The sequence below is a fragment of the Chelativorans sp. J32 genome (genome assembly GCF_000518985.1).
Lineage (GTDB): Bacteria > Pseudomonadota > Alphaproteobacteria > Rhizobiales > Rhizobiaceae > Chelativorans.
In genome coordinates this window covers 1-24791 of record NZ_JAEQ01000007.1, presented here as the reverse complement: position 1 = coordinate 24791, position 24791 = coordinate 1, and the positions used below count along the sequence as shown (strand labels likewise).

Annotated in this window: 15 protein-coding genes and 1 tRNA gene; 6 read left to right on the top strand and 10 right to left on the bottom strand. The window is 60.4% G+C overall.

What is annotated here, in order from left to right:
• Positions 1-182: 182 nt before the first annotated feature.
• The 3 genes from CHEJ32_RS0111390 (at position 183) to groL (ending at position 2967) form a co-directional block, all read left to right on the top strand.
• On the top strand, positions 183-821 hold the full coding sequence (locus tag CHEJ32_RS0111390) for a DNA-3-methyladenine glycosylase I (RefSeq protein WP_028033984.1): 639 nt from the start codon (positions 183-185) through the stop codon (positions 819-821).
• A gap of 155 nt (positions 822-976) precedes the next feature.
• Positions 977-1273: a co-chaperone GroES gene (gene groES, locus CHEJ32_RS0111385; RefSeq protein ID WP_028033983.1), complete on the top strand. Its 297-nt coding sequence runs from the start codon at positions 977-979 to the stop codon at positions 1271-1273.
• A 59-nt stretch (positions 1274-1332) separates the two neighbouring features.
• Complete coding sequence (groL, locus tag CHEJ32_RS0111380) at positions 1333-2967, top strand: chaperonin GroEL (protein ID WP_028033982.1); 1635 nt, start codon at positions 1333-1335, stop codon at positions 2965-2967.
• Positions 2968-3482: 515 nt separating this feature from the next.
• Here the strand turns inward: groL and CHEJ32_RS0111370 are convergent.
• From CHEJ32_RS0111370 to CHEJ32_RS27715, 8 genes are all read right to left on the bottom strand, one after another.
• Positions 3483-3559, bottom strand: a tRNA-Arg gene (locus CHEJ32_RS0111370).
• 240 nt (positions 3560-3799) lie between these two features.
• The gene (locus CHEJ32_RS24525; RefSeq protein WP_051469616.1) at positions 3800-5323 is read right to left on the bottom strand and encodes an ATP-binding protein; all 1524 of its coding nucleotides are present in this window, start codon (positions 5321-5323) and stop codon (positions 3800-3802) included.
• Positions 5324-5371: 48 nt separating this feature from the next.
• On the bottom strand, positions 5372-6799 hold the full coding sequence (locus tag CHEJ32_RS0111360; RefSeq protein WP_028033981.1) for an NAD(P)/FAD-dependent oxidoreductase: 1428 nt from the start codon (positions 6797-6799) through the stop codon (positions 5372-5374).
• Positions 6796-7521 (bottom strand): TVP38/TMEM64 family protein, encoded by a 726-nt coding sequence (locus tag CHEJ32_RS24520; RefSeq protein WP_051469615.1) that lies wholly within the window; start codon positions 7519-7521, stop codon positions 6796-6798. Before CHEJ32_RS24520 ends, CHEJ32_RS0111360 begins: the two co-directional genes overlap by 4 nt.
• A gap of 209 nt (positions 7522-7730) precedes the next feature.
• Positions 7731-8114 (bottom strand): DoxX family protein, encoded by a 384-nt coding sequence (locus tag CHEJ32_RS0111345; protein ID WP_028033980.1) that lies wholly within the window; start codon positions 8112-8114, stop codon positions 7731-7733.
• Positions 8115-8233: 119 nt separating this feature from the next.
• On the bottom strand, positions 8234-9625 hold the full coding sequence (fumC, locus tag CHEJ32_RS0111340; RefSeq protein WP_028033979.1) for a class II fumarate hydratase: 1392 nt from the start codon (positions 9623-9625) through the stop codon (positions 8234-8236).
• 117 nt (positions 9626-9742) lie between these two features.
• Positions 9743-10519: a sulfite exporter TauE/SafE family protein gene (locus tag CHEJ32_RS0111335; protein WP_028033978.1), complete on the bottom strand. Its 777-nt coding sequence runs from the start codon at positions 10517-10519 to the stop codon at positions 9743-9745.
• Positions 10520-10868: 349 nt separating this feature from the next.
• Complete coding sequence (locus tag CHEJ32_RS27715) at positions 10869-11240, bottom strand: hypothetical protein (RefSeq protein ID WP_028033976.1); 372 nt, start codon at positions 11238-11240, stop codon at positions 10869-10871.
• Between the two features lie 2833 nt (positions 11241-14073).
• On the opposite strand from CHEJ32_RS27715, the gene CHEJ32_RS27710 reads away from it, so the two are divergent.
• Positions 14074-18591 (top strand): ATP-binding protein, encoded by a 4518-nt coding sequence (locus CHEJ32_RS27710; protein WP_028033974.1) that lies wholly within the window; start codon positions 14074-14076, stop codon positions 18589-18591.
• 132 nt (positions 18592-18723) lie between these two features.
• Here the strand turns inward: CHEJ32_RS27710 and CHEJ32_RS0111300 are convergent, their stop codons facing one another.
• A complete protein-coding gene (locus CHEJ32_RS0111300) occupies positions 18724-20232 on the bottom strand; it encodes a catalase (RefSeq protein ID WP_028033973.1) in 1509 nt (502 codons plus the stop codon).
• A gap of 411 nt (positions 20233-20643) precedes the next feature.
• Here CHEJ32_RS0111300 and CHEJ32_RS24505 point away from each other — a divergent pair, with 411 nt between their 5' ends.
• Together CHEJ32_RS24505 and CHEJ32_RS24500 are read left to right on the top strand one after the other, a co-directional pair.
• Positions 20644-22068, top strand: coding sequence for an alpha/beta hydrolase (locus CHEJ32_RS24505; protein WP_084032775.1), 1425 nt, complete (start codon positions 20644-20646; stop codon positions 22066-22068).
• Between the two features lie 478 nt (positions 22069-22546).
• The gene (locus CHEJ32_RS24500) at positions 22547-24406 is read left to right on the top strand and encodes an FUSC family protein (RefSeq protein ID WP_051469612.1); all 1860 of its coding nucleotides are present in this window, start codon (positions 22547-22549) and stop codon (positions 24404-24406) included.
• A gap of 94 nt (positions 24407-24500) precedes the next feature.
• Here the strand turns inward: CHEJ32_RS24500 and CHEJ32_RS27395 are convergent.
• On the bottom strand, positions 24501-24791 hold a 291-nt coding region (locus CHEJ32_RS27395; RefSeq protein ID WP_034658278.1), incomplete at its 5' end, for a hypothetical protein.

The window sequence follows — 24791 nt, the reverse complement described above, 5'->3', positions numbered from 1 at the left end:
AGCCGCTCAATCCAGCTTCTGTGGACGTTTCTGTCAGGATGCTGCTGCAAGAGGGCCAAGCGAATGATGAATCCGCCTATGGAAAGTGCGATATTGCCGACGAAATCGATTGCGGTGGTTAGTGCCCGGTTCAAAAAACTGGTGAACAGATCCTTAGTGACATTGGAGAACAGCGAGGCTTGATGAGCGAAGAAAAGACGGGGCTGATCGAGGGTGCCGATGGAAAGACCCGCTGCTTCTGGCACGCGAACCTGCCCGACTACATGACGTATCACGATCGTGAATGGGGCCGGCCGGTGAGCGACGATCGGCGCCTCTTCGAGAAGCTTTGCCTTGAAGGATTCCAATCGGGCCTGTCCTGGCTCACGATCCTGAGGAAGAGGGAGAATTTCCGCGAGGCGTTCGACGGCTTCGATTTCAAACGGGTCGCTCGGTTCACGGAAGAGGACGTTGATCGGCTTCTGACCAATCCGGGCATCATCCGCCACGGCGGCAAGATCCGTTCCACGATCAACAATGCGCGCCGGGCAATCGAATTGTGCGAGAAGGAGGGCTCTCTAGCCAGCTATTTCTGGCGGCATGAGCCAAGCCCCGAAGAGCGACCGCAAGCGCTCGATTATGCGACGCTTCGGACGCTCGGCAAGACCGATATCTCGACCCGTATCTCCAAAGATCTCAAGAAGCGCGGGTGGACTTTCGTGGGTCCCACCACCGTCTACGCCTTCATGCAGGCGATGGGCCTGGTCAATGATCATATCGAAGGCTGTCATTTCCGCGAGGAGGTGGAAAGCGAACGGAAGCGTTTTCGCCGCCCCGTCTAGCGCCACGGGAAGAAATCCCCTGCGCTTGACTCAAGCACCCATCCTGACTATCTCGATTGCTGTTAGCACTCTCGAGCAATGAGTGCTAAATGAATTCTCCGGCCTCAGGGACGGAGGGAAGCCTAATTCATTATCCTAATCAAGGGTTGAGTAACATGGCCAGCACGAATTTTCGCCCGCTTCATGACCGCGTGGTCGTTCGCCGGGTCGAATCCGAGGAAAAGACGGCCGGCGGGATCATCATCCCCGACACCGCAAAGGAGAAGCCGCAAGAAGGCGAAGTCGTCGCCGTCGGCCCCGGTGCGCGTGATGAGAGCGGCAAGCTCGTTCCGCTCGATGTCAAGGCGGGCGACCGCGTGCTGTTCGGCAAGTGGTCGGGCACGGAAGTAAAGCTCAACGGCCAGGACCTCCTGATCATGAAGGAGTCCGACATCATGGGCATCATCGGCTGATCGAAGCCGTCACCCACTGACAGAAACAAGGGCTTCGCCCGAAGCCAGGAGTAATCAACATGGCTGCAAAAGACGTAAAATTTTCCCGTGATGCCCGCGAGCGCATGCTGCGCGGCGTCAACATCCTCGCCGATGCGGTGAAGGTGACCCTCGGCCCGAAGGGCCGCAATGTCGTGCTAGACAAGTCCTTCGGCGCCCCGCGCATTACGAAGGACGGCGTGACGGTCGCCAAGGAAATCGAGCTTGAGGACAAGTTCGAGAACATGGGCGCCCAGATGGTCCGCGAGGTCGCCTCGAAGACCAACGACATCGCCGGTGACGGCACCACCACGGCCACCGTTCTCGCTCAGGCCATCGTGCAGGAAGGCGCCAAAGCGGTTGCCGCCGGCATGAACCCGATGGACCTGAAGCGCGGCGTCGACCTCGCCGTTGCTGATGTGGTCGAGTACCTCACCAAGGCCGCCAAGAAGATCAAGACTTCCGAGGAAGTCGCCCAGGTGGGCACGATCTCGGCCAATGGCGAGAAGGAAATCGGCGACATGATCGCCGAGGCCATGCAGAAGGTCGGCAACGAGGGCGTGATCACGGTCGAGGAAGCCAAGACCGCCGAGACCGAACTCGAAGTGGTCGAGGGCATGCAGTTCGACCGCGGCTATCTTTCGCCCTACTTCATCACCAATCCCGAGAAGATGGTGGCCGAACTCGAGGAGGCCTACATCCTCCTGCACGAGAAGAAGCTTTCCAACCTGCAGGCCATGCTGCCGGTGCTTGAAGCTGTCGTCCAGTCGGGTCGTCCGCTCCTCATCATCGCCGAGGACGTCGAGGGCGAAGCTCTCGCCACGCTCGTCGTCAACAAGCTGCGTGGTGGCCTGAAGATCGCCGCCGTGAAGGCTCCCGGCTTCGGCGACCGCCGCAAGGCCATGCTCGAGGACATCGCGATCCTGACCGGCGGCCAGGTGATCTCCGAGGACCTCGGCATCAAGCTCGAGAACGTCACGCTCGACATGCTGGGCCGCGCCAAGCGCGTTTCCATCGCCAAGGAGACGACCACCATCGTCGACGGCGCTGGTCAGAAGTCCGAGATCGAGGGCCGCGTCGCCCAGATCAAGTCGCAGATCGAGGAGACCACCTCCGATTACGACCGCGAGAAGCTGCAGGAGCGTCTTGCCAAGCTCGCTGGCGGCGTCGCGGTGATCCGCGTCGGTGGTGCGACCGAGGTTGAGGTGAAGGAGAAGAAAGACCGCGTCGACGACGCGCTCAACGCTACCCGCGCCGCGGTCGAGGAAGGCATCGTCCCGGGTGGCGGCACGGCTCTGCTGCGCGCCTCCAAGGAGATCAAGGCCAAGGGCGAGAATGCGGACCAGGAAGCCGGCATCAACATCATTCGCCGCGCCATCCAGGCCCCCTGCCGTCAGATCGCTTCGAATGCCGGCGCGGAAGCGTCCATCGTTGCAGGCAAGATCCTCGAGGACAACTCCGCCACCTTCGGCTACAACGCCCAGACGGGCGAGTATGGCGACATGATCTCCATGGGCGTCGTCGACCCGATGAAGGTCGTCCGCACCGCCTTGCAGGATGCAGCGTCGGTTGCCGGCCTCTTGATCACCACGGAAGCCATGATCGCCGAGCTCCCCAAGAAGGAGTCCCCGGTTCCTGCCATGCCGGGCGGCGGCATGGGCGGCATGGACTTCTAAGAAGCCAGATTGTTTGAATACGGAAGGGCGGCAGAAATGCCGCCCTTTTTCTTTGAGCGACGCAATCGCGCCAAGCTCCGGAAGCCTTTCCCGCGGGAATGCTCGCCACCCCAGCCGCTCCAGTGCTCACCGCAGATCGGGCTACTTCAGGCTGGGTCCTACGCGACTGACCAGAAGCCCTGCTTTGCTCGAAGTGCTGGGCGCAATGACGCTCCGCATTGAAGGGGCAGCGAGGCGGGACCTATCGCCACTGCTCGGCGCAGGCCGGCAGAGCAAGTACAGCGGCAGGGACCCCCGATCCATACGGAAGGTTTGCTCCACTGGAGAGCGGCTGGAGACTGTTCGCCAATGTCACCGATCGCCGCGAACTTGACGAAATGCGACCGCGAACATCCGGCCGACCTACAGATCTCCGAGTCCGGATAACATGCTTGTAGTGCTGGGAGAGAGATATGCCGATCGCCGGTTGGAGTGGGCAATTGGCCGCGTTCGGCGTTCAGAGTTCTGTACTGAAATGGCGCGCCCGAAAGGATTCGAACCTCTGACCCCCAGATTCGTAGTCTGGTGCTCTATCCAGCTGAGCTACGGGCGCGCATGCCATCAAGTGGCGGGATACCCCCAAGGGGACAAGCCCCAACGGCGGAACGCCGCTTACCTAACGACTGAGAAACGCAAAAGCAAGCGCTCAAATTCGATTTTTCTCGGTTTGGATCAATTGCCTGTGGTTGAAGTCCGGAATGGGTCGACGAGAGCAGCCTGCTGGGAAGGAAAGTGATCCGGCAAACAGGCTCGAGCGAGAAGGAAGGCGCAATTGCCGCGCTTAAATGGAGTTCTAGTGAGCGGTCTGCCTGTCGGGAACGCTTCCTTCTGCATCGCCCACTCGCGCTGCACTGCGGGAATCTTCAAGGGTCTGGCCATCCGGTATGGAGATGCAAAACACCGTGCGCCCGCTGCCTGTTTCCACAAGCTCGATCTCTCCACCATGCGCACGCACCAGTTCCTGTGCGATTGCGAGCCCAAGACCCGTGCCGCCGATTCGCGCCGAACCGCGGAAGGCTGTGAATAGGTTTTCCCGGGCTTTCGGCGGCAGGCCCGGACCGGTATCGGCGATGTAAATGCGAACGGCTCGCTCTTCCCGCACTCCAGAGATGGTCAGCCGCCGCACCAGCGCGGCATCCGCCTCTCCAGCCATCGCCTGGACGGCGTTTCTGCAAAGATTGGAGAGAACCCGGAAGAGCTGGTCGGCATCCGCGTCGATTTCCAGCAGCGGATCGATTTCGTTGATGAATTCGATGCCGCTTAAGGGATCGATCGCAAGGCTCGCGTGGACATCGTCGATGAGCTGTGCGAGGCGGAGGCGACGGCGGGACGGTGGAGCCTCCTGCGCCCGGCCATAGGCGATGACGCCTTGTGAGTAGGAAACGGCCCGGTCAAGCATGCGGACCAGCTTGGGCACGAGGGATTGCACGGTCGGGTCGGCGCTCATCGCGAGGCGGTCGGAAATAAGCTGGGCCGATGCCAGCATATTGCGCATGTCATGATTGATCTTGGAAACCGCCAAGCCGAGTTCCGCAAGCCGCTTTCGCTCACCAAGCGTCCTGTGCAGCGCCTTCTGCATTTCCGCAAGCTCCCTCTCCGCAATGCCGATTTCATCGCCGCGATCTTCCGGTTCGATGATGTGTTGGGCATTGTCGGGTGCTGCGCCGAAGGCCAGCATGGAGCGGGTCATGGCTCTGACGGGCCCGATCATGATCCTGTCGATCGCATAGAAGACGAGCGTGGCCGTGAAGAGCGAGATGAGGAGCGAGATCGCCGCCACGTTCCGCGCATAGATCAGCATTGCCGAACGGAGTTGCCGGTCTGGGAGGATGACCTCGTATTGCGCCGTGCTCTGCCCCACATGGCCGTAGATTCTCAGTATCCGGTCTCCGCCGAAAAACAGCGTGTCAAATGCTCTCCGGACCGCCCGCAAAGCGTCGAATTCATCGAAATTGATATGCGCATCGACGGCGGGCGGCATGTGAGAGACCACCAGCAGGCGGGCGGTGTCCCCGTCACGCACCGCGATCGCGCTCACGCCTGCGGTCACGAGGACGTCATTGCTTGCTTCACGGCTGAGGCCATCCGCTTTTCCGTCCAGAAGGACACGACCGACGATGGCCGCTTCCCGCAAGCGCTGTTCCATCCACTGCCGACCGAAATTGGCGACCGAAGGAATGAAGATCAGCACTTCCGCCGCCATCACGAAGAGGATCGTTAGAAGGAGAAGCTTGGTGGAAAGTCCGCGCGTCAGCGGCACCGAGCGGCCCGCGTCCAGTTCGGTCCTATCCCCCTCCTGACGCTTCTCCTCGGCCATTCTTTTTTCCGTGTCATGCGGATGGCGCTTCCCGCCACGCGCCGATCATTATCCAAATAGGCGTAAAAACCGTATTATTCCACGCAGGATAGAGTTTTGTGTTGCTGGCGTAAAATAGGAGTAGGCGGCACGTTTCCCAATCTCCCCCAATGTGGGGTAGGGAGCGATATAGGCTGTGATGTCGCGAAGCGTCATGCGTTTCGACAGCGCCAGGGACCAGAAGTTCATCATCTCGCCTGCGCCCCGGCCAACGATCGATACGCCCCGGATGCGCCCATTCCTGCCGATGACGAGTTTGATGAACCCGTTGGTCTGTCCCTCGGCCTCTGCGCGATCGTTGTCGGAAAAGGCTGACCGCAGCACCGTTACCCGCATGCCCTCTTCCCGAGCTTGCGCTTCCGTCAAGCCGATATGGGCGAGTTCGGGGTCGGTGAAGGTCACTCTTGGAACCAGGTCATGCGTCGCATTCGCCGGCAGCCGGAACAGGGCGGAGCGGATGACGATCCCCGCATGGTGGTTTGCGACATTCGTGAATTGCGGCCCCCCGGCCACGTCGCCGATAGCATAGATGCGGGGATTCGTCGTGCGCAGCTTGCCGGACACCTTTATGCCGCTCTCGTCATGGGCGACAGACGCATTTTGAAGGTCCAGCGCATCGATATTCGGTTTTCGCCCAACGGCGACCAGGAGATGCGAGCCTTCGATGCCGCGGATGTCTTTCCCGTCACTCACAAAGGCGCGTATATGGGATGAGCCAAGCCTCTCCAGCCGCGTGACCTCGGCATGCTCGAGGATATTGACCCCGTCGTCGAGAAGCTGTTGCTTCACCGCGGCTGTGAGTTCTGGGTCCTCTCTGCCGAGCACTGCGCCGGCCTCGATTACCGTGACCTCTGCGCCAAGGCGGCGATGCGCCTGCGCAAGCTCCAGGCCCACCGGGCCGCCACCGATAATGATCAGCCGCTCCGGCGTCTGCTTCAATTCGAAGACCGTCTCATTGGTGAGAAAAGGCACGCCTTCGATGCCGGGGATCGAGGGGATGGCTGGAGAAGAACCCGTCGCGATCACGAAACGACGGGCGAGGATTTCGTGATCCCCGGCGACGAGCGTTCGCGGGTCCTTGAAGCGGCCTTCCGCTGAAATGACCTTCACGCCGAGCGCGGTGAAGCGTTCCTTGGAGTCGTTTGGCGCGATGGCCGCGATCGCGCGCTCGACATGCGCGGCTACCCGGCCGAAATCGGTTGCTGGGCGTAGATTGGCAATGCCCAACGCTTCTCCGTGGGAAAGGTCGTGCGCATGCCTTGCCGCAGCGATAAGGGCCTTCGATGGGACGCAGCCATAGTTCAGACAATCACCGCCCATTTTCCCACGTTCGACCAAAACGACAGGAACGCCGAACGACGCCGCAGCGGCCGCCACAGTGAGACCGCCGGGGCCGCCTCCGATCACGCATATGTCCGGCTTAAGGACTGAGGTCATCTTCCTTCATTCGGTGTGTGGCTCGCCTCCGCGACCCTTCGCTTTATGATGAGCGCAAGCGCTGCGACAACTGCAAGTCCACCCAGGGAGAGGGTGAGTTCCCGGGTGATAAGATCATGCAGTTCGACCTGCCGTCCAGCAGCCGATGCCGAAAGGAGAGCGCTTTCGAGGCCTTGCCCCAGATAGGCATAGGCGTAGGTGGCCGGAATGATGCCCAGCGTTGTGGCGGCGACGAAGATCCTGAGAGGGACACGAAAGAAAGCTGGAACGATGTTGACCAGCCAGAAGGGAAATATCGGCGCCAGCCGCAACACGAGAAGATATCCGAAAGCGCCTTCCTCAAAGCCTTTGGCGAATTCGGCGGCGCGCCCGCCTACTCTCTTGCGCAGCAAGGTGCCGAAGGCAGTGCGAGCCGCCAGGAACAAGGCCGTGGCACCGGCCGTGGCCCCGATGATCACAAGCGTTCCCCCGACAAGCCATCCGAAAAGGAAACCTGCGGCGATGGTCAGCAAAGCTGCCGCGGGAAATGCAATTGCCGTCGCGAACGCGTAGCCCATTATCAAGCCGACAGCGGAGAGAAGCGGATGCGCTTCGATCTTGGCCTGGAGTGCGGCGCGGCTGTCTATCAGGGCTGAAAGCGTGACGTGCTCATGCCAGCCAAGGACATAGCCCAGTATCAGCACCAGGACGATGAGCCCGAGAGGCACGAAACGCCATGGCATTCAGCCTTCCTCCTTACCGCGTCTCCGCCGGTTTGATTTCTGGTGCCCTGGTATCGGCCTTTTGGCTTGCAGGCGGCAACCGGCTTTCGGTTCGGATCACCGCGTTTTGATGATGGGACCGCCGTTGGTCGCCGCTAGTTGAGCTTTGGAGCCACTGTTAACAAAAGGCCCGCCTGAGGCGGGCCAAGAACTGTTGATGCGGCTTTTGCTTATGCGCCGCGTCCATCGAGCGAGAGACGTCCGGCGCCGCGGGAGGCGAGCGCCAGGAAGCCACCGACGATGGCAAGGTTCTTCAGCGCCATCAGAAGCTGCATCTGGTCGGCGAGGTTCATATGCGCCACCAGGGTGGCGGCCAGTGTGAATACCGCCAGAACAATGGCGGCGATACGCGTCTGGTAGCCGATGAGAATGGCAAGGCCGCCGAGGAGTTCGACAAGCCCGACGACAATCGCCGTGAGCGTCGGGACGGGAAGGCCAAGGCTACCGAAATAGCCGGCCGTTCCTCCGATCGCTGTGAGCTTCCCAAAACCGGAGAAGATGAAGATGACCGCCAGGAAGATGCGGCCGAGAAGGACGAGTGCGCTGTCTGACATGTGATGTTAGCCCGTTAGCAAGGAATCATGACGGGTAGATAAGATGGCCATCTGGTCAGAGCTACCGTCGTGTCATTGACACTGTGTTTCGTAAGTCCAGCCGGCCAAACCCGCCCATCCTAGCCCGGCGAGATCATGTTCTCCGGACGGACGATGCGGTCGTAATCCTCCTCGGTCACAAGCCCGGTCTTCAAGGCCTCCTCACGCAGCGTCGTTCCGTTCTTGTGGGCGCTCTTGGCGATCTTCGCCGCATTGTCGTATCCGATCACGGGGGCCAGTGCCGTCACCAGCATCAGCGAGCGCTGCATCAGCTCGGCGATCCGAACCTCGTCCGCTTCGATGCCCTTCACGCAATTGTCCGTGAACGAGCGCATCGCATCCGAAAGGAGGCGGATCGACTGCAGCACGGCGTTGGCGATGACGGGTTTGAAGACGTTGAGCTCGAAATGACCTTGGCTTGCGGCCACGCTGACCGTTGTCTGGTTGCCCATGATCTGCGTGGCCACCATTGTGAGCGCTTCCGCCTGCGTCGGGTTCACCTTGCCGGGCATGATGGAGGAGCCGGGCTCGTTTTCGGGCAGCTTGAGTTCACCCAACCCGGAACGGGGGCCGGATCCTAGGAAGCGAATATCGTTGGCGATCTTGAAGAGATCGGCCGCAAGCGCATTGAGCGTGCCGTGGAAGGCGTTGAGCGCACCGTGACTCGCCAGCGCCTCGAATTTGTTGTCTGCGGTGCGGAAGGGCAGGCCGGTAAGGGCGGCGACCCGTTCCGCGAAAGCTTTGTCGAAACCTTTCGGCGCGTTGAGCCCGGTTCCCACCGCAGTGCCGCCCTGGGCAAGTGCGTGAACGTCCTGCAGCGCCTCCTCGATGCGCTTGCGTCCAAGCTTCAGCGCGGCCACATAGCCGGAAAACTCCTGGCCCAGCGTCAGCGGCGTCGCGTCCTGCGTATGAGTGCGGCCGATCTTCACGATGTCACCGAACGCCCGCTCTTTTTCTTCCAGCGCGGCGGTGAGATAGTCGAGCGCAGGCAGCAGTTCCCCGGCGGCTTCGCGGGCGGCTGCAATGTGCATAGCCGTCGGGAAGCTGTCGTTTGAGGACTGGCTCATATTGACGTGATCGTTCGGATGCACGGGCTTTTTGGAGCCCATTTCGCCGCCGAGCATCTCGATCGCGCGATTGGAGATCACCTCGTTGGCATTCATGTTCGACTGCGTGCCGGAACCGGTCTGCCACACCGCCAGAGGAAACTCGGCGTCATGCTTTCCGTCGACGACCTCGCGCGCGGCGGCGACGATCGTCTCGCCCAGCTTGGGATCGAGCTTGCCGAGGCTCATATTCACTTCCGCAGCCGCGAGCTTGACGATACCGAGGGCGCGCACGAGAGGAACCGGCATCTTTTCCACGCCGATGCGGAAATTCGTGAGCGAGCGTTGCGTTTGCGCTCCCCAATAGCGATCGGCGGGCACTTCGATCGGGCCAAAGGTGTCTGTTTCGATGCGGGTCTTCGTCATGCGGTATCGCTCCCATCCATGCTGAGGCCATATGCGCCAGCGGTGCCGCTTTTGCAAACCCCTAAGACAGGCCGCAAGTCTATTGGATCGATTAAACTCGAAGGGAACTGGCGTTCGTCACGCCAATCCGAGGATTTGGGCGGTCTGCCAGCTGGCCAGAAGCACAATGAGGCAGCCGATCGCGCGCAGAAGCAGGCGTTCCTTGACCGATTTTATGATCCAGCCCGCAAAGGGGGCAGCGACGATGCCGCCGAAGATCAATCCAGCAATTGTGGCCGCGTGCTCGAGATAGGATCCGGCAGCTTCCCAGTGCCCGGTGAGAAGCGCGATGAGGAAGCTCAGGGAGACTGCGGTGGCGACCAGGAACTCGCTCGCATTCACTGTTCCGATAACATAGCGGGGCGGCGCGCCGGCTCCCAAAAGGCCGGTGGTCACGATCGGTCCCCATCCGCCGCCGCCGGCGGCGTCGAGAAATCCGCCAACCGCTCCGAGGGGAGCGACCACCTTGGTCGGAACGGGGTTGGAGGGGATCTTGCGAAACGACCGGAAGATGAGCCAGCAGCCCACAAGCGCCAGATAGGTCGTCACGAAGGGCTTTATGGCATTTCCTTCGAAGGAAGTGAGCACATAGGCGCCAAGACAACCGCCGATGATCCCGAAAGGGGCAAGCCTGGCAAAGAGACGCCAGTCGATGTTGCGATGATAAAGATGAGCCGAGCCGGAAGCAGCCGTAGTGAAAAGTTCAGCCGCATGAACCGAAGCCGAAGCATGGGCCGGCGGAACACCAAAACTTAAGAGAACGGTTGAGCACACCACGCCATAGGCCATGCCCAATGCGCCGTCGATGATCTGGGCTAGAAAGCCAACGGCAGCGAACAGAAGAAAATCCTGCACAAAGTTCCCCCTCTGGCGAAGCGGTGTAAACTAGTCGGAGGACATGTCCTACGTAAGGCTCTGATTTTTCCTCGCGCAACTCAACTGCGGAATCATTTTTCCTTTCGCACCATCCGAAGACAAAGCCGCAGCCTCTCGAGCCACCCTTTGTAGTCGCTGAACCTGGCCTTCGGTTTAGCAGCACCATGGTCGATCTCGTCGCAGGCCGCCTTCGTGCGCAAGCAAACTGGGGCCAAGTCACCGTCAACGGCGCCGGATTGAGTCTCGAACACAAGCAGTTGCTGTGCTGGAAAGCTCGCGGCGCGGTTACCCGATCAGCAGTCTGATCCGGTGACCTGCGGCAGGCGGTTCAACCCTTTGCTTTGAGATAGTCGGCAACCGCGCGGAAGGCCGGGAGCGAGGTCGGATCGATCAGCGAGTTCTCGGCCCGGGGGAATGAAGCAAAACGGACAATGACCATTTCGGTACTGGGGTCCACATAAATGGTCTGCCCATGCACGCCCCCCGCGGCAAATATCCCGTCCTCGCCTGGATATTTCCACCACATCCTCGCATAACTTCCGCCGACCAGTGCCGGGTAAGCCGTCCCGAATTTCTCCGGATCGCCGCCTTTTCGGATTTTGCGAACCACTTCTGCGGGAAACAACCGCTTACCATTGATTACGCCTTCGTTGAGCAGAGCAAGGCCCAGCCGTCTCAGATCTCTGAGACCCGCGCTCAACCCCCTCCTGCAAATGGAACCCCTTTGGCGTCTACGGTCATATAGGCGTCCTGTTCCGCCCCATCGGACGCCACAGACGTTCCGACGCAAGTTCGGTCAAAGCCTGCCCTGCCCTCGATGCAGGATGAGAATGCCATCCGTGTAATTCGCATCAAGGGATTCCCTCCACGTCATTTTCACATCGCTCTCTAGCGGAGTGAAAGTGAGCGCATCTATCGCTTCCCGTTCGTCAGCAAACTGCGCCGCTAGATAATCGAGCGGCGCAGGAGCACCGAGCCCCCTGCTGATTTCCTGTGTCGGCAGCAGTTCGCGAATGTGGCAGACCGACCAACGCAGCCGCGGAAAGCTGAAAAAACGGAGTCATGAGTGATAATCTTGTCTTCTGGCGGCGGAAACCCGTGCATCCATCCTAAGACCTTCGGATCCGATTCTTTAGCGGAAAGGGGATTTGATTGAGAGAGTGCCCCCCGATCCTGCGCAAACGGACATCATGATTCCTCCGGCCAGAATGGCGATCTTAGAAGCTGACGACGACATTCACGAATCCTCCTAGCCAGCGGGGAGCTTCTCCATCGATGATCTCCCTGATGCCTTCCCAGGGAAAGATACGCTCACCCCTGCGATGAGGAACGTGTTCGGATTTATGATCCGGTTGTATTCAAGGAAGATGTCGTCCGCGAGATGCGCGTCCACTACGCCTGATACGACGTTCACGGTGCTTCCGGACGTTTCCACGCGGGTCGCTTGGCCAAAATTGCACAGGACTGCTTAGCTCGTTGGCCCGGTGAGCATACCGCAATGTGACGGTATCGCGATCCGTCGGGCGTAGACGCAAGGCGAGCTCATGCGCCTGGACGTTCGAGTTGATGAACACCATGGACGACTTTGATCCGGTCGCCCAAGCCCCCGGTGATCCTTCATCATATAGCGGGTCGAACCGCTCTAAGGCGGCCGTGTCGGGATCGTCGCCGAAAAGGTCTCATACGAATAGGTGAGCACTGGCGACCAAGCCTTCGCCTCGAAGCTGTGCCCAATCTGGATACGACCGGCCCATGCGTTCATGTCAATGTCATCGTTCCATTGGTAGGCGAAATCTCCCGTCACAAACCAATTTTTGAAGACGCCTTGAACGGGCTGGTCTTCGCATGGAAGTTCACTGCACTTGTACCCTCTCGCCCGTCTGGCAGGATGGATGGTGGCCGGATACCGCCTGGTGCTGCCTGCGGATATACGGATGTGGAGCGCAGAACTTTGAGGTAGGTGCCCGCGAGTTAACCACCGCCAGGATCATCGTAACGGAGATCCACCCCGGCGATCTCATTCGCCCCGTCGCTCGAAGGAAGCTCGTTCGGACCGAGGTAAAAGGCCGTTCCGCTCACTCCCCCGCCCGGATATGCGCCCGATAAGCGCATTCTCCCAAGCTTTTCTCGGTCCGAATTTGAGAGCACCTCGTTCAAAACCGCTGGCGCCACCGTTCGCTATCAGCATCCCGCTTCCAAGCCGCAATTCGCGAGGCCCGATGGAAAAGTCGAAGGTGGGAGGTTCGGTCGCTGAGGTACGGTAGCCGAAATAGCCTTCCTCAAGCGTGATCCTGCCAGTGTCCGCAGCGTCGAACGCAGCGGTCCCCCGCGGTGTAGGGAGCCACACCGGAGATCTTGCCGTATAGGACAGAGCCATTGCCGAGCGTTTGGTCAAAGCTGAGGCCGGGCTTTATGTAGCTTTCCAGCCAGTCAGCACCGGGATCGAAACCGGACGCCCGAGCGATCGTCTCCGAAAGATCCAGAATAGGTCGCGCTCGCTTACTGCGTTGAGACCCAACTGGAGGTGCCATCGCGCGTTGAGACCGTTTTCGCTATAGATAAGGGTGGATCCTCCCCCTGCTGGGCAAGCGTTCCGCCACAAGTCAAAACTCCAGCCGAGGCGTATAGCAAGATAAGCCGCTTGGGCATTCCCCGCCGATGTGACTGCATGGTCATCACCAATGTCCTCGGCGTCCGACTTCCAGGGGGCTAATATAAAATAACTCGCGCCCAAGTTGGTGTTTCGAGGGCCCTTCACTACCTGCGAGCAGCATGGTCTCGGTTCTATTTGTGTTTATACCCCCTGCGGCTTGGAGCGGTTTGCGCATTTCTCTGGAATCAGTCGGGCCTTAAGCCATAGTTATAGATCCTTGCTGCGGCCGTTTCCGCGCCGTCATGGAGATTTCCCTGTCGCACGACAGCTCCTCGGCGGCGTCTTTGCATCTTGCGCGTTGGAACGATTTGAAAGCTTGAGCGTTCGTAAACGCTGTGGCGTGGGCGAAATTCGATCTGCTGGTCGGCAAGGATCCTGCTCTTTGCGAACGGGAAGCCAGAGCGCTGCCGGACGCGACGTCGAGTCGAGGGTGAGCGAGTTTGAGTTAGGCAGCGGTCAAGCTGCAGGTGCCGCCCAATGGCACCATATCGGGAGGTGGCAATGGGGTTGGAAGGGTGCGCTTTCTATTTGCTGAGGACGAAAGCGAGTTCGTGTCCAAGAGACCTGCTCGCGGTGCTAGGCGGTGGGGCCAAGGCGAACGCCAGGCAGAATAGCCAAAGCAATCGATGAGAGAGCCAAGCGTGCAATTCCCGGCATCCATTTGCGTGGGCAGAAGGCCTTTCCCGTTGCAGAAATCTGCACGAGCGAGGTACATCCTCAGCCTCAAAGCGGTTATGGCGGCAGCGTCGTTTGGGGGCAGACCGGGCATATCAAAACCTCTTTCAGACGGAGGAAATTTCGCCCCCTTCTTCCGGCTTTGCTTGCAATGCGTGCTGCATGTCGATCGCGAATCCCGCAGCGAACGTGAGACAAGATGAGCATGAGAGACCCTGAGCTTCTTGCTGCCGGCCCTCGGATGGACGCGCCCGGTTTTCTGTCCGGCGGCGGCGAGATGGGCGCTCTTATTCGCGCTTATGACTGGACAAGAAACCCGCTCGGGCACCCCGAAACGTGGCCGCAAAGTCTGAAAACCGCTGTCCGGATCATGCTGACGTCGCGGCAGCCGATCTGGATCGGTTGGGGTAAGGAGCTGATCTACCTCTATAACGATCCATATCGATCCATCATCGGCGGAAAGCACCCTTGGGCGCTCGGCAGACCGACGGCCGAGGTCTGGCGGGAAATCTGGCCGGACATCGAGCCCATGCTCAGCACCGCCATGGGCGGCGCAGAAGGCACCTATGTGGAAGAGCAGCTCCTGATCATGGAGCGCCACGGTTACCCGGAAGAGACATATTATACCTTCTCCTACAGCCCCATCCCGGATGACGACGGCACGCCTGGCGGCATCATATGCGCGAATACGGATGACACCCAGCGGGTGATCGGCGAACGCCAGCTCAAGCTCCTCCGTGAACTCGCGGCGCAGACCGCGGACGCTCGTTCATGGAAAGAGGCCTGCCAGCGCGGTATCGCGGCACTGAATACAAATCCGCATGACCTTACTTTTGCCTTGCTCTACATGGTCGCGCCGAACGGGGACACCGCGGAGCTGACCGCCTCCTGCGGGTTGGCCGCATGTCATTCGGCCGCGCCGAGCACGCTGTCCATCGACAGCTCATCTCCCTGGCCGATAGCGGAAGTTCTGCAGAAGCACGAACCCGTCCTGGTTGATGACATCGGCGGCATCTTTGGTGGGGCGGCCCCCGGCGGCGCTTGGGACCGTGCAACGACAACGGCGGTCGCTCTTGCCGTTCCGGCTTCCGGCGAATCCGGCCGGTCGGGCATTCTCATCGTCGGCCTCAATCCCTACCGCATGTTCGACGAGAGCTACCGCGGGTTTCTCGGACTGGCCGCCGGCCAGATAGCGGCAGCCGTGGCCAATGCCGACGCCTACGAAGAGGAAAGGCGTCGTGCCGAGGCCCTGGCCGAGCTCGACCGCGCCAAAACCGCATTCTTTTCCAATGTCAGCCACGAATTCCGCACACCGCTGACGCTCATGCTGGGCCCGCTTGAGGAACTCCTGGCGAGTGACGCCTCGGCCGAGGAGATGCGCAAGCAGGCGGAGCTTGCCCATCGGAACGGAACCCGCCTGCTCCGTCTTGTGAACAGCCTCCTCGATTTTGCCCGGATCGAAGCCGGCAGGGTACGAGCGACTTATCAGGCGACCGATCTGGCGAAATTCAGCGCCGAAATCGCCTCCAGCTTCCGGTCGGCGATCGAGAAGGCCGGGATGACGCTCACCTTGGAGTGTCAGTCGCTGCCCGAGCCTGTTTTTGTCGATCGCGAGATGTGGGAGAAGGTTTTGCTGAACCTCCTCTCGAATGCTTTCAAGTTCACGCTCGAGGGCGAAATCCGCGTCTCGGTGGAACCGTCAAGCGACGGCGGCTTCGCGGTGGTGAAAGTGCGCGACACGGGCATCGGGATTCCCGAAAGCGAAATGCCCAAGCTTTTCGAGCGCTTTCAGAGGATCGAGGGCGCGCAAGGCCGAAGCTTCGAGGGCAGCGGCATCGGCCTGGCACTGGTCCAGGAGCTCGTCAAGCTGCATGGCGGTCAGATCGCCGCCGAAAGCGCGCCGGGCGCCGGTACGACCTTTATCATCTCCTTGCCGTTCGGCCACAAGCACCTGCCGCCGGAGCGTGTGCAGCTTGAGGGCTCTGAGCAAATCGACATTGTAAAGGCACACGAATTTGTTGAAGAGGCGCTGCGGTGGCTGCCTGATACCGCGCCCACGATGGAGATGCAGGGCGAGCTTTCAACGGCAGGACTGGGAGCGATCGCAGGCCAGGATCCCACCACGCCGGGCGCAGGCAAGCGCGTGCTGCTCGCCGATGACAATGCCGACATGCAGGCCTATGTCTCCCGCCTGCTGCAGGCACAAGGCTACACGGTCGAACTGGCTGGCGACGGCGAGGCTGCGCTTGAAATCGCGCAGCAGAGAAAGCCGGACCTGATCCTGACCGATGTCATGATGCCCAAGCTCGATGGCTTTGGATTGCTCAAACGGGCTCGCAGCAACCCGGCGCTCGCAGACGTGCCCATACTCATGCTCTCGGCTCGCGCGGGCGAAGAAGCGAAGGTGGAAGGGCTGGAAGCGGGAGCCGACGACTACCTGATCAAGCCCTTCGCCGCACGCGAGCTCTTGGCCCGTGTGCATTCCAACATCCAAATGGCCGAGATCCGGCGGGAGGCGAACCGCGCGGTATTTAGAAGCGAGCAGCGGTACCTGATGACACAGGATCGTTTGTCGCTGGCGCTCTCCACTGGACGCGTCGCGGTGTTCGAATGGTCAGTGGACAGTGACCGGCTCGCGATCCAGGGACCGCTGGTGGAAGTATTCGGGGTAGCCAAGGCGGATGCCGAGGCCGGCCTTCCGCTCGATGTTTTTCTACAAGCGATCGACCGGAGGGATGTGGACCGGGTTCTGTCAATCCTCGGGCGCTCGGTCGAAACCGGCGAACCCTATGAGGCTGAATACCGGGTTCATGGCTCCGGCGCCGAGCGTGTCGTCATTGCGCGGGGCCGTGTGGAAACCGACGACAATGGCAGCAAGAGGATGGCCGGCGTGGTCATCGACGTGACCGAGGAAAAGGCAGCGAGCGCGGCCCTTAAAGAGCAGACAAACGCCCTCGCGATCCTCAATCGCGCTGCCACCTCCATCTCCGGAGATCTGGATCAGAACAGGCTGGTGCAGACGATCACCGATGCGGCGGTGGAAATCACCGGCGCCGAGTTTGGCGCCTTCTTCTACAATGTCATCGACGAGCAAGGGGAGCGATATACGCTCTATACCCTGTCCGGAGCCCCGCGCGAGGCATTCGCAAAATATCCGATGCCGCGCAACACCGACATCTTCGCCCCCACATTCACAGGAGCAGCGGTCGTACGCTCCCCCGATATTACCAAAGATCCTCGATATGGCCGGATGGCCCCTCACTACGGCATGCCGAAAGGCCACCTTCCGGTTTGCAGCTATCTCGCCGTTCCCGTCAAATCCCGGACGGGCGAGGTTCTTGGAGGGTTGTTTTTCGGGCACTCCAAGCCCGACATATTCGACGAAGTGGCTGAGGAGCGTGTCGTCGCTCTCGCCAGCCAAGCGGCCATAGCTCTGGACAATGCCCGCCTGTTTCAGGCTGCGGAGCGCGAACTTCAGCAGCGCCGGCGGGCGGAAGCCCAGCTGCAGGCGCTCAATGCCAACCTGGAGGAACGTGTCGCCGAGGAAGTGGCGCGCCGTGCGGCGGCGGAAGAAGCGCTCCGGCAATCGCAAAAGATGGAAGCCGTCGGCCAGCTCACGGGCGGCGTCGCTCACGACTTCAACAATCTGCTCACGGTGATCATCGGCGGGCTCGATACGATAAGGCGCAGCAAACCTGGCGACCATGTACGCATTGCTCGGGCCGTGGAAATGGCCCTACAGGGTGCCCAGCGGGCGGCAAACCTGACCGGACGGCTGCTCGCCTTCTCGCGACGTCAGCCGCTCGAGCCCAAGGCTCTCGATCTCAATCTCTTGGTTCGCGAGATGACCGAGCTCCTGCACCGGACCTTGGGAGAGCAGATCGAGCTCGAAGGAGTGTTGGCGCCGCGGTTGTGGACGGTGGAGGTAGACCAGAACCAGCTCGAAAGCGCGATCCTCAATCTTGCGGTCAACGCCCGCGATGCCATGCCGGAAGGCGGCAAGCTGACGATCGAGACCGCCAACACCGCACTCGACGAGACCTACACCGCCACGGATGCGGAGGTCATACCCGGCCAATATGTGATGATCGCGGTCAGCGATACGGGTATGGGCATGCCGAAGGATGTTCTTGCCCGCGCCTTCGAGCCCTTCTTCACCACCAAGGAACCCGGCCGCGGCACCGGGCTTGGGCTCAGCATGGTCTATGGCTTCGTAAAGCAGTCCGGCGGCCATGTGACGATCTACAGCGAGGTCGGCCAAGGCACGACGGTCAAGCTCTACTTTCCCCGTTATACGGGCGATAGCCATGGCCAGACCGGCTCAACCGAACTCGGGGTGCCGACGAGCAGTGAGGGTGAGGTTGTCCTCGTCGTCGAAGACAATGACGAGGTGCGCGCTTACAGCACCATGATCCTTTCGGAGCTCGGCTATACCGTCCTCGAAGCACCTGAAGCCGATACCGCGCTTGCCATCCTGCGATCCAAGCAGCGCGTGGACCTGCTGTTTACCGATGTCGTGCTGCCCGGGAAGAGCGGCCGCGTGCTTGCCGATGCGGCCGCGGAATTACGACCCGGTTTGAAGGTTCTGTTCACGACAGGCTATTCGCGCAACGCGATCGTACACCAAGGCCGCCTTGATGCCGGTGTACAACTCATTTCCAAGCCCTTCACGTTTGAACAGCTGGCAACGCGCGTCAGAGATCTGTTGGACCGGAACGCTTGACGAGACTTTTCTGGGCCGGGGGTTGTAGCTACCGAAACAGCAACATAAGACCACAGCATCTTTCGGTATGCCCGTCAGAGAAAAAGGGCGGGGTGGGAGCAAATCCCCCACCCTCACCGGTCGGTCTGACTATCAGCCTTCGCCCATGCCCTCGGCTGGTCTCGCCGCGCTTCCCCTGCGGACCTTCTCCTCAATGCGGCTGCCGACCTCGGCGTCGATCCTCTTCCAATAGTCGAACGCGCGACCCAGCACCGGTTCACGCACGCCGCCCAGCAGGCTTCCAGCGACCTGGTCGACAAGCTTTGCACGTTGTTCGTCGTTGAAGACTTCGCGAACGAGAATGCCCGGCTGTGTGAAGTCATCGTCATTGCTGCGCAGGGTATAGGCGCTGCGCACCATCTCGCCATCGGCCTCCCACCCATCGGCCATCGGTCCGCTTGCATCCGCCCAGCTGCGGCCCCCGCTGTTGGGAGCATAGACCGGCGCGTTGCCGCTATGGTGATAAGCCATCTGGCCGTCGAACATGTAGGTGTTCACCGGAACCTTGGGCTGGTTCACCGGCAACTGGTGGAAATTGGTGCCGATCCGGTTACGCTGGGCGTCATTATAGGCGAAGGCACGGCCGAGCAGCATTTTGTCCGGGGAAAGGCCTATACCGGGAACCGTATTGCCCGGCGAGAACGCCGCCTGCTCGATCTGAGCGAAGAAGTTTTCCGGATTTCGGTTGAGCGTCATCGTGCCCACCTTGATCAGCGGATAATCTGCATGGGGCCAGGTCTTGGTCAGATCGAAGGGATTGATTCGATAGGTCTTGGCTTCGGCATAGGGCATGATCTGCACCGAGAGCGTCCAGCTCGGATGTTCACCGCGCGTAATCGCATCGAACAGGTCCCGGCGATGGAAATCCGCATCGATGCCGGCCATGGCGGCGGCCTCTTCATTGCTGAAGAATTCCATGCCCTGATTGGTGTGGAAATGGTACTTGACCCAGAACCTCTCACCTCTCGCATTGACCCACATATAGGTGTGTGAACCATAGCCGTTCATGTGCCGCCAGGTGCGCGGCAGGCCACGTTCACCCATCAGATAGGTCACCTGGTGGGCGGTTTCGGGATTGCTCGTCCAGAAGTCCCATTGCATGTGATTGTCGCGCAGGCCGGAGTCAGGGAGCCGCTTCTGGCTGCGGATGAAGTGAGGAAACTTCATCGGATCGCGGACGAAGAAGATCGGCGTGTTGTTGCCGACCAGATCGTAATTGCCTTCACTGGTATAGAATTTCAACGAAAAGCCACGGACATCGCGCCACGTATCGGGGCTGCCCATCTCACCGGCAACGGTCGAGAAGCGCGCCAGCATCTCGGTCGAAACACCCTTCTGGAACAGCGCCGCTTTGGTATAGGCTGATACGTCTTCCGTCGTTTCGAACACGCCGAAAGCGCCGGCACCCTTCGCATGGGGCTGACGCTCGGGAACCTTTTCCCTGTTGAAATGCGCCATCTGCTCGAGGAAGTGCACGTCGTGCAACAGGATTGGACCGTCCGGGCCGATGGTGAGCGAATTGCGATCGCTTGGCGCTGGAGCTCCCGAGCCGGTGGTGGAGGCCATCGCCCGGATGTCCTTGGAATTATGTGGATCTGACATGGAATACCTCCTGACAAGTTAAGGAAGAAACGGCCATGGTTCGGCCGGTTGCGCTTGAATTTGGGCGCCGATGCTCCTCCCATTCCATAGGGAAGACCATAGAGCACAAGGAGTGGCATGCCCACATCTTCCGGCGAATGACGCAGGATCCGCCGTCTGCTGCCCTCCCCTCGTTCCAGGCAACCTGTTCCTGCGAGATGATGAAGACGTTGATGCCCGGCCTCCCGAGTGCCCGCTCCGGAAATCTCCGAAGCCCTAACCGTCGATGCGGGCGCTCGACAGCGGAGGCAGGGGCTCTTGAGTGAATTCGTTCAAGATCTCACTATATTTATCGATATTCACCGCTCTGTTATTCATCTGGTATTTCTAATTCTATAAGTATATTAGTTTCGATTACATCAGAGCGCACCCATGAAGAATTGCACTTATTCTTATATAGCCACTATTTTAATTATATCCAGTACGGCGCTTCTACCGGGAGCCTATGCCGGCGAATCTCCACCGACCGCCGTTCGCTCCATCGCTTGGAGCGAATGCCCCGCCGACTGGTTTCCCGAGGCCGCATCACAGGATGTCGTCTGCGGTACTTTGGATGTTCCCATGCAACGCTATGGCAATCAGCGGTCGCGAGAATCCGTCAGGCTGGCTTTGAGCAAACTTCCTGCCACTGGGGAGGCGAAAGGCTCGGTAATACTGGTGGCGGGTGGCCCCGGCCAGTCCGGCCTGGACTTTTCTTTGACCCAATCCGATGCAATGACGCGGTTGCGTGCGAGCTTCGATATCATCGGGTACGATCCACGCGGCATTGGTCGCTCCGAGCCTAAAATCGTCTGCAATACCAAGCCGGACGTGCCCAGCTATTCGCGGCAATCGATGGAAGCGTGTCTGACGTCCATGGACAAAGCCTTCCTGGCCGAGCTTTCGACGCTCGACGCAGTGGATGACCTGAATGACATCCGCGCGGCGCTCGGTGACGAGAAGATTACCCTAGTCGCTTACTCCTATGGCACGATGGTCGCCCAACTCTATGCGGAGCGCTATCCTTTTTATGTTCGCGCAATGGTTCTGGACGGTGTCGTCGACCTTTCAGAAAATTATGCGACGATGTTCACGAACCAGCTTCGCGGTTTCAATTTGTCCTTTTACCGCTTCGCTCAATACTGCGCCAACACTGGCAATTGCCCGTTATCGGCATCTCCTGCAGACGCGACCGCCACCTATCGCTCCATCCTAGCGAGCGCCGAGCGGGGGGATATCCTTCGTTCAGACGGCACAACCGTCACGGCAGCTGAAATCTACACTTACACCATGAGCGCTTTATATTCTGAAGCCAATTGGAGCGAGCTTGCGCAGTTCCTGTCGCAGCTTGGAGACGGATCCGTCATCGACGAAACAGCCGAAGAGCTGATGGATAGTCTTGGCGCGGAGGAAGCAACCAAGGCGCAGATGGTGATCACCTGCGCAGATTATGGGCGATTGTCTTCTACGCCGGCGCTTCCTTTCCTTGCTGGTACATTCGCCGCGCTTGAAGATGATCCTGATCCTTCGAACGACGATCCCTGCTCGGCATGGCCGTTCGAAGCCCAGTTCACCCCCCATATACCGCGGCGAGACAAGAGCCTGCCACCGCTCCTATTCGTCAGTCAGACAGGCGACCCCACGACACCCTATGGCAATGCTGTCAAAATGTCGGCGGCGTTCGAGAGCCCCTTGATCACGAGAGACGGGAACGGGCATTCTTTTGTCTTGATTGAAGACGTGCCTTGCGTGGACGATAAGGTGGTCGACTATATTCGATATCCGAATATTCCGCTTGGCGATCTCTATTGTAGATGATCATTGGAATTCGCTTGCCGATTGCGATGGCGGCACGGTCCACCTGCCCGCCAACAGTAACACAGCGACACGGCTCACGGCGTCTTGGCGGCCCTCTCTTCCATTTCTTTGCGTAACGCACGAAGCCGGGCCGTCTTGTTCTCTCGCGCGCGTCGCTCGGAACTGATAAGCTCTCTCGCGATCCGATCCGTACGGTCCTGCCGACTTTCTTTTCTTGTCTCTGACATTCTCTCCACCACATTCTTTAATTACTCTGCATATCTATGATATTAATCCAGATATTCAATAATATGCGACAAAAACTCTCGAAATTTACTCTGGACTGCAGGCGCAGTTATTTGGCAGGCGGCATCCATGGTGGGGGGGCTTGCCGAATAAGGTGAAGTCGGACACGACTTGGTCCTCGGCCAGCGCAGCGATATTTTGTGCAATAGGCACCATCACCTATGAGGATCCGGACCATGAAAGCAGTCGGGGAATGAACCGAATCGCGCCAGTACCACCGGCACCGCCCTCGCCTTCCTTTCACCTCGGCACGCTGTTCCAATGGCGCCCCGCCGCCCGTCGCTGGCCGTTTGCGATACGCGCCGCCATTTGCATGGGTGCGCCTGTGCTGGCAGGATGGGTTTTCGGCGACATTACCGCGGGGCTGATGGCCACGATCGGCTCGTTCACGGCCCTTTACGGCAACGACCGCCCCTATCTGAACCGCGCCGTCTATCTTGCTGCGATCGCCCTGTCCTTTGCCCTGGCGGTGGCTCTCGGCCTCGCGGCGGAAATACGGCTTCTGGTCATACCGGCCATTGTCTTCATTGCGATGGCGGCAACGTTCCTGTGCAACGCCCTGCGGATTGGTCCCCCTGGAGCCTATATGTTTGCGGTCGCCTGCGCGGCGGGAACGGCCATGCCGGTGGAACACCTATCCGTCATCCAGATCGGCCTGCTCGTGTTGGCCGGCGGCACTTTTGCATGGTTGGCCCATATGGTGGGCGCCCTCGTCTCCCCCAGGGGACCGGAACGGGCGGCCGTCGCGGCGGCGGCCGAAGCAATCGCAGCCTATGTGGAGACCGTCGGGCAGCCTGCCGAGGATGCCGCCCGGCACGCGGCGGCGCTTGCCATGCACAATTCCTGGACGATGCTGGTGACGCATCAACCCGCACAGCCGCGTCCAAGCGGCACCTTAAGCCGCCTGCGTTCGATCAATCGGGAATTGCATCTGCTCTTCGCCGGCGTTATCGCTACCGCCCCCGCGGACAAAACCTTGCTTGCCGACATAGCCGGCAGGGCGCGCCTGCTCGCCATCCAGGCGAGGGACACGAGAGTTGAGTTGGAGCGCACCGATCCCAACCATGTTCCGCTCGGCCACCATGGGCTTCTAAGCTCTCTTCTCAAGGAGCTGCATCCATCCTCCCCCTCCATGTTGGTGGCGGCACGGGTCGGCGTGGCAACGGCAATGGCAGGCCTCGTCGGCGAGGCGATGGGGCTGGAACGCGCCTACTGGACGATGGCGGCTGCCGTCCTGATGTTGCACCAGGGGCTCGACTGGATGCGAACCCTGCAGCGTGGAATAGAAAGGATGAGCGGGACCATCGTCGGTCTCCTTCTGGCAGGCGCGATCCTCGCGATCCATCCTGAAGGACTGTGGCTGGTGCTCACCTTGATGCTCCTGCAATTCGTCATCGAGATCTGCGTGATCCGCAACTACGCCCTTGCCGTCGTGTTCATCACAGCGGCAGCCCTGACGATCGCATCGGGCGGGCACCAGCTTCCGGATATATCGCATGTCCTTTGGGTGCGCGGTGTCGATACCGCCATTGGCTGCGCCATCGGGCTTTTGGTCCTGGTGCTGACGACGCCGCGCTCTGTCGCCGTACGCATACCACAGGAACTCGTCTCCCTGTTGACCGTGCTCAAAGCGACGATCGGTTATGCCGCCGAAGGACGCGTCACATCCACGGCCGCCCGGCGCGCACGCCGTGACCTCCAGCACCGCACCATCGCGCTGCTCCAGGCCTATGATGCAGGTGTCGGCGCCACTCCGGCGCATCGCAGGATCGCCGAGCAGATGTGGCCTGCGGTGGCCGCGGCACAGCGGCTCGCCTATCGCGTGCTCTCGGCCTGTTGGTCAATCGAGGGCGCTGGTGACGAACGCTCCCGGGAAGAGGTTGCGCGCAGGCTTTTCGGGCCTGATGGAGAACGCCAGGTCCGGCGGGCAGTGGATGACATCGAAACCGCCATTCGGCGGGGGAGCAAACCCGCAGAGATCGGCCCGCTTCCGGGATTTCTGGAAACCGAGATCCGAAATCTGGGCAACTCGCTGGTACCTGCCGCAAGATAGTGCGAACACGATCAGGCATTTGCGCTTACACCACATCCATTCGGAGGCGGCGAAAAAGGCCGCCCTCCGCGCAGTGGCGAAGGGCGGTTTTGCTTCAGAATTTCCCGACGATGTTCAGGAAGACGCCTTCGTCGTCGAGGGTTAGGTCGCGCAAGTCGTCGGAGAAGCGGCCGAAATTGTAGCCGACGCCGACCTTGAAATTGTTGCCGACATGGCGGTAGAGCGCGGCGAGCGCGCCATAGTCGGTGGTCTCGGCCTCCGGCATGTGCAGGACGCGGCCTTCCAGGAGCAGGTCCCAGCTCTTGATCAGGTGCAGGTCGGCGCGCAGGATGCCCAGATGCGCCGAGGAGGTCTGCCATTCCTCGGCGAAGGCGGAGCCGGTGCC